The sequence below is a fragment of the Haloactinopolyspora sp. genome (assembly GCF_027324685.1).
GTDB lineage: Bacteria > Actinomycetota > Actinomycetes > Jiangellales > Jiangellaceae > Haloactinopolyspora.
In genome coordinates, this window is record NZ_DAHVSH010000141.1 from 1 (window position 1) to 7,570 (window position 7,570).

A 7,570-nucleotide genomic window follows, 5' to 3' on the forward strand; every position below is an offset into this window, starting at 1 on the left:
GTCGGTCAGCGGCTCAGCCGCTGAAACCGCCGGACCGCCAGCGGCAGGAACACGGCGGTGATGATCAGCGGCCACACCACCGCCATGAGCATGGCGTTCTGTTCGATCCAGCTGTCACCGACGGCGGCCGGGTTGCCGAACAGCTCGCGTGCGGCGGTGACGGTCGATGACACCGGGTTCCATGCGGCCAGGGTGCCCAGCCAGTCCGGCATCAGCGACGGGGCGACGAACGCGCTGGAGATCATGGCGAACGGGAAGGCCACCGCGAACAGGTTTCCGGCGGCCTCCTCGTTCGGCACCATCAGCCCGAGCAGTACCCCGATCCAGATCAGGGCGAAGCGCAGGAGCAGGAACAGCCCGAACGCCGCGAACGTGGCGAGCGCTCCGCCGTCGGAGCGCCAGCCGACCACCAGGGCGGTCAGCGCCAGCACGGCCAGGTCGACGGCAGCGGTGATGATGTCGCTGACCCCACGGCCGGTTACCACGGCCGACGACGCCATCGGCATCGAGCGGAACCGGTCGGTGACTCCCTTGGTGCCTTCCAGTACGACGACATAGGCGGTGTTCATGAACCCGAAGGCCATCGTCATGCCGAACAGGCCGGGCATGAGGAATTCGCGGTAGTCGCCGCCGCCGGGCACGGCCATCGCGCTGCCGAAGACGTAGCCGAACAGCAATACCGAGACGATGGGGAAGCCCAGTTGCCAGGCGATGTTGCTCGGCTGGCGAATCAGGTGGGTGAGCCCGCGCCGGACGATGGTCCAACAGTCGGCGAAGGCCCAGTAGATCGGCCGGTCCGGACCGTCGAGGTCGGGCAGTTGCGCGGAGCGGGTGGGGTGAGACGTGGTGCTCATGCGGGGGTGCCTTCCTTGGTGGTGGCGGACTCGGCGGAGGGCTCAGCTGCGGGGCTCGAGCCGGTGCGACCCCCGGTGAGCAGGAGGAACACGTCGTCGAGCGTGGGGCGGCGCAGGCCGAGGTCCTCGACGTCGACGCCGCGGTCCTGCAGCGTGCGCGCCACGTCGGTCAGCGCGGCGACCCGGTCGCGTACCGGGGCATGGACTCGCCGTGCGTCGTCGTCGCTGTCCGGTTCGGCGCTGGCTACCCGCCGGACGGCTTCGTGGGCGGTGGGCAGGTCGGCGACGTCTTGGACGACGACCTCGATCCGGTCGCCGCCAACCGTGCTCTTCAGGGCGACGGGGGTGTCGTCGGCGATGACTCGTCCGGAGTCGATCACCGCGATGCGGTCGGCTAGTTGGTCGGCCTCGTCGAGGTACTGGGTGGTGAGCAGGACCGTCGTGCCTTCGGCGACCAACGAGCGCACGGCGTTCCACACCTCGTTGCGCCCGCGGGGATCGAGCCCGGTGGTGGGTTCGTCCATGAACAGCACCACCGGCGCCAGCAGCATGCTGGCTGCGATGTCGAGGCGACGACGCATGCCGCCGCTGTAGGCCTTCACGCCCTTGTCGGCAGCCTCGGTGAGATCGAACTGCTCGAGCAACTCGTCGGCGCGGCGAACAGCTTGACGTGAACCCAGGTGAAACAACCGGCCGAACATCCGTAGGTTCTGCCGGCCGGTGAGGATCTCGTCGACGGCGGCGTGCTGGCCGGTCAGGCCGATGCGGCGGCGGACCTTGCGCGGCTCGCGCGTGACGTCGAAACCGGCGACCTGCGCTCGCCCGCCGTCCAGGCGCAGCAGGGTGGCGAGGATGCGCACGGCGGTCGTCTTCCCCGCGCCGTTTGGTCCGAGCAGGCCGTAGACGGTTCCTCGTGGCACCGTGAGGTCGAATCCGTCGAGGGCGTGTTTCTCTCCGTAGCGCTTTTGCAGTCCTTCGGCGAGGATCGCGGCCTGGGGCGTGGGCACGATGAGAACTCCTTACTGGGTACGGTGTACTCAGAAGAGGGTACACTGTACGCAGAAATCGTGCAGCGGTAGGCTGAACCGTGATGAACACCGAGTTCAGCAGCGGAAGCGGAGATATCAGCCGCAGTCTCGAACTGCTCTGGGGGTTGCAGGACAAGCCCACCCGCGGGCCGAAACCCAGCCTGACGCTCGACCGGATCGTCGATGCCGCCATCAGCGTGGCCGATGCCGAAGGGCTGGAGGCGCTCTCGATGCGGCGGGTCGCGGTGGAGCTCGGGGTCGGCGCCATGTCGCTGTACCGCTATGTGCCCGGCAAGGCCGAACTGCTCGACGTGATGCTCGACCGCGTCGTGCGCCCACGCGACCATCTGCTCGACGGTGAGCTGCTCGGCTGGCGTGAGGCGCTGGAGATCAATGCGCGCGGTATTTGGGAGTTGTGTCTCGCCCACCCGTGGTACCCCCTGGTCGACCAGACCCGGGCGATGCTCGGGCCGAACAACATCGCCGCGCTCGAGTCGGTGCTACGGCATTTTCATGGCGTGCCGTTGTCGGATCAGGAAAAGGTCATGGCCGTGGTCGCGGTCGAGAGCATCGTGACTTCTGCGGCGCGCGCCCACCTGAGCGCGGTGAACGCCGAGCAGCGTACCGGCGTCTCGGAGCAGGACTTCTGGGCGGCTCAAGAGCCGCTGCTGGTGCGCGCGATGGAATCCGGGCGCTATCCCACGCTGGCGCAGTTGAGCGAGGACACCTTCACCTTCGACATCGAGCAGGCACGCGACTTCGGCCTGACGGCAGTGTTCGACGGCCTGGAAAAGCTCATCGCGTCGCGGCAGTGAGCGGAGTAGCTGAGCAGGCCAACGGCCCCGCTCGGGTGACAACCCGGGTGGGGCCGTTGGCGTGGCGCGACGGAACTGCCCCGACTCAGCTGATCATGCCGTGCGGGTCGAGGATGTACTTGCGCGCGGCGCCCTTGTCGAACTCGGTGTAGCCCTGCGGTGCCTGATCCAGCGGGATGACAGTCGCGTTGACGTTCTTCGCGATCTGCGTCCGGTCGTGCAAGATCGCCATCATCAGCTGCCGGTGGTACTTCATGACAGGGCACTGTCCGGTGGTGAAGGCCAGGGACTTCGACCAGCCCAAGCCCAGCCGGATCGACAGCGAACCTTCTTTGGCGGCATCGTCGACGGCGCCCGGATCGCCGGTCACATACAGGCCGGGGATACCGACCGCACCGCCGGCCATGGTGACGTCCATGGCCGTGTTGAGCACTGTCGCCGGGCGCTCGACCTGCGCTTCCTCGCCATGGCCACGAGCCTCGAAGCCGACCGCATCGACGGCCGCGTCGACCTCGGGCACGCCGAGGATCTGCTCGATCTGGTCCTTCGGGTTGCCCTTCGAGACGTCGATCGTCTCGCAGCCGAAGCTGCGTGCCTGCGCCAGTCGTTCCTCTTGCAGGTCGGCGACGATCACCACCGCCGCACCCAGGAGGAACGACGCCGTCGCCGCGGCCAGGCCGACCGGCCCGGCGCCGGCGATGTAGACCGTCGAGCCCGGGCCCACGCCAGCCGAGTACGCCCCGTGGAATCCGGTCGGGAAGATGTCCGAGAGCATGGCGAGGTCTTTGATCTTCGCCATCGCCTGGTCACGGTCGGGGAACTTCAACAGGTTCCAGTCGGCGTACGGCACCATGACGTACTCCGCCTGCCCACCGACCCAACCGCCCATGTCGACGTAGCCGTAGGCCGACCCGGGACGGTCCGGATTGACGTTCAGGCAAATTTCGGTCTTCCTGGCCTTGCAATTGCGGCATCGCCCGCACGAGATGTTGAACGGTACCGAGACGAGGTCGCCTACCTTGATGTACTCGACGTCACGGCCGGTTTCGACCACCTCGCCGGTGATCTCGTGACCGAGGGCGAGTCCTTCGGGAGCCGTGGTGCGTCCCCGGACCATGTGCTGGTCACTGCCACAGATGTTGGTCGCGACGGTCTTGAGAATCGCCCCGTGTGGCAACTTTCTCCCCACGTTGGCCGGGTTGACGCCCGGTCCGTCCTTGAGCTCGAACGTGGGGTAGTCGGTCGTCTCGACCTCCACCTGTCCGGCGCCCTTGTAGATGACTGCGCGGTTACCTGCCACGGCCTTGATCCTTCCTGCGTGTCCCTCTGGCTGAACCGCATCGTGGCGATGCGGCGAAATTCCGTGGGTGCAGAAGGCTTCGCCTCCTCCCGGTAGACGCGGGAGCAGACCTGACGCCGATGACGGTGCAGGGTGCTGACGTATAGGAATGGGGGATTTGCCCCTCTCATCCCCCTCTCAGCCAACGTAGCTCCGGTATGGGGGGCCGTCAATCGTTCTGCGCAGACCTGCATCGATGCCGTCGAAAGCAAGTGCGTGCCGAGGCGGAATCGACGTCAGGCTGGGACGTCGGCCCGAACGGCCGCCGCGATGCGGCGCACGGCCCGGCTGCAGCGTTGCCGGGCGGCGGGCCACGTCAATCCGTGTCGCGTAGCCGCCTCGGCGCCGCCAGGCTCACCGGCAGCAGGAGCGTAGACGTCGACGATCAACGTGGCGTCGGCCGGAGTCACGGCCCCGTGGTCGACGGCCCACGCGAGCAGCTCGATGAGTTCGAGATCTGCGGGCGCCCCGGCGTGGTACGGCGGATCAGCCAGCCGGTCGGCCAAGATCTCCGGTTCCAGCGGCGACTCGGCTCGCGCGTACGCGAGCTCGGCGCTCACCGCGCGCATCGTGTCCATCGCGAGGTTCGCCGCCACCTTCGTGGGGCGGCGCGTCGTGGGATAGGTGGCGATGGTGGACCACAGTGCGGCGACGGCGAGGTGCTCCACGTTCTCGTGGGTGTCGCGGCCGGTGTAGGTGTTGGCGATGCGTACTGCTTTGCCGAGCATGAGTTGAAGAACGGTCCGCGCGGCCAGCTCGTCGCCGTCCTGGGCCAGGCGCAGCAGCGCGAGCAGGATCCGGTCGGCGTCGAGGCGGTCCGCCTCGGTGACGGTTCGCTCGACGTCGTCGAGACTGGCGCGGCCGGCCAGCGCCTGCTGGTCGTCCGACCAGGATGCGACCACGGTGGACGTTGCGTCGTCGGCGCACAGTCGGGCCCATTCCGCGTTCAGCCGCCCGACGAGACCGCCGTCGCGGCGGCGGGCACCGGTACGTGTGCGCCCGGAGGTGCCTCGGGTGGAGACAGTGGTGGTCGGCATGGCGGCTCCTTGCAGAACGGATGCCGTTCATGCTGGTCAGCCACGCTTGCCTGATGTCTTGCCCGGACGTCGCCCGGGTGGCGGTAGCGCTCTTGCCCGTAGGTCGTCCGGGCGTCGGGTGTGTTGCCCGACTACTCGCCGACGACGCCGTCAGCGAGGTAGCGGAAGCCGGAGCTCACGCGTCTCGGAGCCGTGGTGAGGTGGTTCGGAGACTGCGTTCATGCGCCGTCGCGTCCGGCGAGTAGCCCGCGCGCACTCAGAAGGTCGAGCACGGTGTCGCGCGCATCGGTGACCGTGGTGGTGGACGTGTCGATGACCAGCTCGGCGTCGTCCGGTTCTTCGTACGGGCTGGAGATGCCGGTGAAATCCGGGATCTCGCCGGCGCGAGCGCGCGCGTAGAGACCCTTGCGATCGCGCCGTTCGCACTCGGCCAGCGGGGTGGCCACGTGGATCAGCAGAAAGTCTGCACCATGCGATTCGGCCATCTGCCGCACCCGGGCGCGGGTCGCGGCGAACGGAGCGATCGGCGCGCACACCACCATGCCGCCGTGCCGGGCGATCTCGGCAGCGACGAAGCCGATCCGCTCGATGTTGCGGTCGCGGTCGGCGCGGGAGAAACCGAGCCCGGCCGAGAGGTTTCGGCGTACGACGTCACCGTCCAACAAGGTGACCCGCCGCTGCCCTGCCTCGGCGAGCCGGTTCACCAGCGCACGCGCGACCGTCGACTTGCCGGATCCGGACAACCCGGTGAAGAACACGACGACACCACGCTCGGCCGGGCGCGGGCGCCAACGCCGCCACGCCGCCAGCGCAGGTGCCGGCCAGTCGGTCGGCTCGGGGTCCGTGGCGCCGTCGAGCCACGCGTGCAATGCGGCGCGGTCGGCCCGCCGCGGTGGTCGGACGAGATCGGCGCCGTACGCCTCGGCGATACGGGCAGCCAGCGCGTCGTCACGGTCGTCGCCGAATTGCGCACCCGGCAGCACGACGACCTCCGCCTCGCGCCCGCCAGTTCGAAGCTCGTCGCGCAGCGTCAGCGCGCAGGTCGCGACGTCGGCGGTCGCGGGGCCGGGGACGGCGCGCGGGCCGTCGAGGACGACGAACAGCACCTGGCGATGCGGGTCGGCGGTCGCGGCGTCGAGCGTCGGCCGATCGATGGGGTCGTGCCCGACGACGACGGCAGCACCTGCGGTGGCGATGTGGTCCGGCCCGCGCCGCAGCTCGGCGTGCGGGCGAGCGTGGGCGTCGTCGGTGGCGTCGCGTTCGACCGCTTCGAGGCCACCGCGGACCGTGCTTCCGTCGACCTGCTGGACGTGCAGCGCGGCGACCGGCGCACCTTCCGGATCGGTGACGATCAACCGGCCCTGCGTGGCGGCCTGCTCGGCCGTCGCAGCCTCGACCTCGACAGATACGTCACCCCGTTCGATGCCGAGCAAGGCGAGCTCGACGGTGGCCAAGGTGGCGGCGTCCGGGGTGGCAGCAGGCGCGGCGGCGGAGACGTCTCGAGGCACGCGTAGAGCCTACGAGGCGGCACCGACGAAGGTCGCATGGATCAAGACCGCGAACCGCTCACCGAACTCGTCGTGCGTCCAACCTCGATCGACGATCAGCCGCTCGAGAAAGTCCCAGGACATCAGTCCCCACAACATGTCCCGGGCGGTCTCGACCGTCCACACCGGGCTCAGCGCCCCGTCGTCGGCGAGCCACTGCATCAACCGGGTGCAGCCCAGCTTCCAGTTGCCCATCGTGAAGTTCCACAGCTCGGCCGCGCCGTCGTCGGTGAACCTGGCGCGTTCGATCGCGCGCGAGACCGCCAAGATGCGTGGGTGTGATCGGGCCATGTGGTGGGCCCATTCGATCAGGGCGCTCACGGCGTCCGGCGAGTCCCAGATCGCTTGCAGGGACGTCCCGAGTTCCTCGGTCTCGCCGAGATGGCGATAGAGCGCGACGAGCAGTTCGTCGCGCGAGGAGAAGTGCAGGTAGGCCGCGCGCCGGGACACACCGGCTCGCTCGGCGACCGTCGCCATCGTCAGCGCGTCGAACCCCTCGTTCTCGATCAGCTTCCTGGTCGCCTCGAGCAGCGCCGTACGGGTTCGGCGGCTCCGGGCGTTCTGCGGGTCGATGATCTCCGCCACTGCGTCTCCTCACGGCGAACTGCGCTCGACGTGTATACGCTTGCGCAAACTTCGCAGCCTGTGTACTTTATCGCCAAGCCTAGATCTGCACATCCTGTGAACTTCACCGTATCAGGGGGTAGACCTCATGACCGTGACTTCCGACCTCGTCCGGCCGCTGCGGTTGCGCCGTACCGCGCCCGCGGGGAGCGCGACGCCGGGCGCCGGAAACAGGGAGGCGTGATGAGCGCGTTCACGTCGGCCGAAGCCGCGTACCTGCGCAGTGGCCCGGCCTTGGGGCGGCTGGCCACCGTCGATCCGACCGGGCAGCCCCGCATCGTGCCGGTCGGCTGGGCCTACAACGACCACCTCGACGTCATCGAGAT

At 68.7% G+C, this 7,570-nt stretch carries 7 protein-coding genes; 1 reads left to right on the plus strand and 6 read right to left on the minus strand.

Features of this window, described 5'->3' with window-relative positions; translation table 11 throughout:
• Positions 1–5: 5 nt before the first annotated feature.
• Together M6444_RS15575 and M6444_RS15580 are read right to left on the minus strand one after the other, a co-directional pair.
• On the minus strand, positions 6–854 hold the full coding sequence (locus tag M6444_RS15575) for an ABC transporter permease (RefSeq protein WP_298329269.1): 849 nt from the start codon (positions 852–854) through the stop codon (positions 6–8).
• Positions 851–1,861: an ATP-binding cassette domain-containing protein gene (locus tag M6444_RS15580; protein ID WP_298329272.1), complete on the minus strand. Its 1,011-nt coding sequence runs from the start codon at positions 1,859–1,861 to the stop codon at positions 851–853. Before M6444_RS15580 ends, M6444_RS15575 begins: the two co-directional genes overlap by 4 nt.
• Positions 1,862–1,944: 83 nt before the next feature.
• Between M6444_RS15580 and M6444_RS15585 the strand changes: the two genes are divergently transcribed.
• Entirely contained in the window at positions 1,945–2,697 is a 753-nt protein-coding gene (locus M6444_RS15585; RefSeq protein WP_298329275.1) for a TetR/AcrR family transcriptional regulator, read from the plus strand.
• Between the two features lie 85 nt (positions 2,698–2,782).
• On the opposite strand, the gene fdhA is transcribed toward M6444_RS15585, so the two are convergent.
• The 4 genes from fdhA to M6444_RS15605 form a co-directional block, all read right to left on the minus strand.
• On the minus strand, positions 2,783–3,997 hold the full coding sequence (gene fdhA, locus M6444_RS15590; protein ID WP_298329277.1) for a formaldehyde dehydrogenase, glutathione-independent: 1,215 nt from the start codon (positions 3,995–3,997) through the stop codon (positions 2,783–2,785).
• A 275-nt stretch (positions 3,998–4,272) separates the two neighbouring features.
• A complete protein-coding gene (locus M6444_RS15595) occupies positions 4,273–5,073 on the minus strand; it encodes a hypothetical protein (protein ID WP_298329280.1) in 801 nt (266 codons plus the stop codon).
• Positions 5,074–5,291: 218 nt separating this feature from the next.
• Entirely contained in the window at positions 5,292–6,581 is a 1,290-nt protein-coding gene (gene cysC / locus M6444_RS15600; protein ID WP_298329283.1) for an adenylyl-sulfate kinase, read from the minus strand.
• Between the two features lie 9 nt (positions 6,582–6,590).
• The gene (locus M6444_RS15605; RefSeq protein WP_298329286.1) at positions 6,591–7,205 is read right to left on the minus strand and encodes a TetR/AcrR family transcriptional regulator; all 615 of its coding nucleotides are present in this window, start codon (positions 7,203–7,205) and stop codon (positions 6,591–6,593) included.
• Between the last annotated feature and the right edge of the window lie 365 nt (positions 7,206–7,570).

What these genes read in the sequence shown, in the direction of transcription:
- M6444_RS15575 (WP_298329269.1), bottom strand. Translation starts at nt 854, where the DNA reads ATGAGCACCACGTCTCACCCCACCCGCTCCGCGCAACTGCCCGACCTC.
- M6444_RS15585 (WP_298329275.1), top strand. Translation starts at nt 1,945, where the DNA reads ATGAACACCGAGTTCAGCAGCGGAAGCGGAGATATCAGCCGCAGTCTC.
- M6444_RS15595 (WP_298329280.1), bottom strand. Translation starts at nt 5,073, where the DNA reads ATGCCGACCACCACTGTCTCCACCCGAGGCACCTCCGGGCGCACACGT.